Origin of the sequence: Kytococcus sp. HMSC28H12, assembly GCF_001816045.1 — a bacterium.
Classification (GTDB): domain Bacteria; phylum Actinomycetota; class Actinomycetes; order Actinomycetales; family Dermatophilaceae; genus Kytococcus; species Kytococcus schroeteri.
This window is the reverse complement of the sequence record NZ_KV824673.1, coordinates 1-594: the sequence shown is the minus strand read 5'-3', so window position 1 is coordinate 594 and position 594 is coordinate 1. Positions and strand designations below refer to the sequence as shown.

Sequence of the window (594 nt, the reverse complement as noted above, 5' to 3'; positions counted from 1 at the left end):
AGCTACCTGCCCTCGCTCGTGGCCGCGGGTGCGGTGCCGGTGCTGGTGGTGGCGGCGCTGGCGTGGGTGGACCTGTCCAGCGCCGTGGTGGTGCTGCTGACGCTGCCGCTGCTGCCGGTGTTCGCGGCCCTCATCGGGCAGGCCACGGCCGCCGAGACCGACCGCCGCTGGCGCGCCCTGGACGCCCTGGCCGGGCACTTCCTGGACGTGATGCGCGGGCTGCCCACGCTGGTGGCCCTGGGCCGGGCGGAGCGGCAGGTGCGCAGCATCGAGGAGGTGGGGCAGGCCCACCGGCGGGCCACGGTGCGCACGCTGCGCACGGCCTTCCTCACCACGGCGGCCATGGAGCTGCTCTCCACCATCTCGGTGGCCATCGTGGCCGTGTTCGTGGGGCTGCGGCTGGCGCACGGCGAGCTGGGTCTGATGGTGGGACTGGCCGCCATCCTGCTGGCGCCGGAGGCGTACTGGCCGGTGCGGCGCGTGGGGGCGGACTTCCACAGCGCGGCCGACGGGGCGCAGACGCTGGAGGAGGTGCTTCCGCTGCTCGAGGGGGACGCGGCCGGGCGCGCGCCGGCGGCCGGGGGTGCGCGCGAC

The 594-nt window shown here is 76.8% G+C and carries 1 protein-coding gene; it reads left to right on the top strand.

The genetic code is table 11. From position 1 onward, the window contains the following. Window positions 1-594 (top strand): ABC transporter transmembrane domain-containing protein (locus HMPREF3099_RS10860; RefSeq protein WP_256374427.1); only part of this gene is annotated, 594 nt, incomplete at both ends.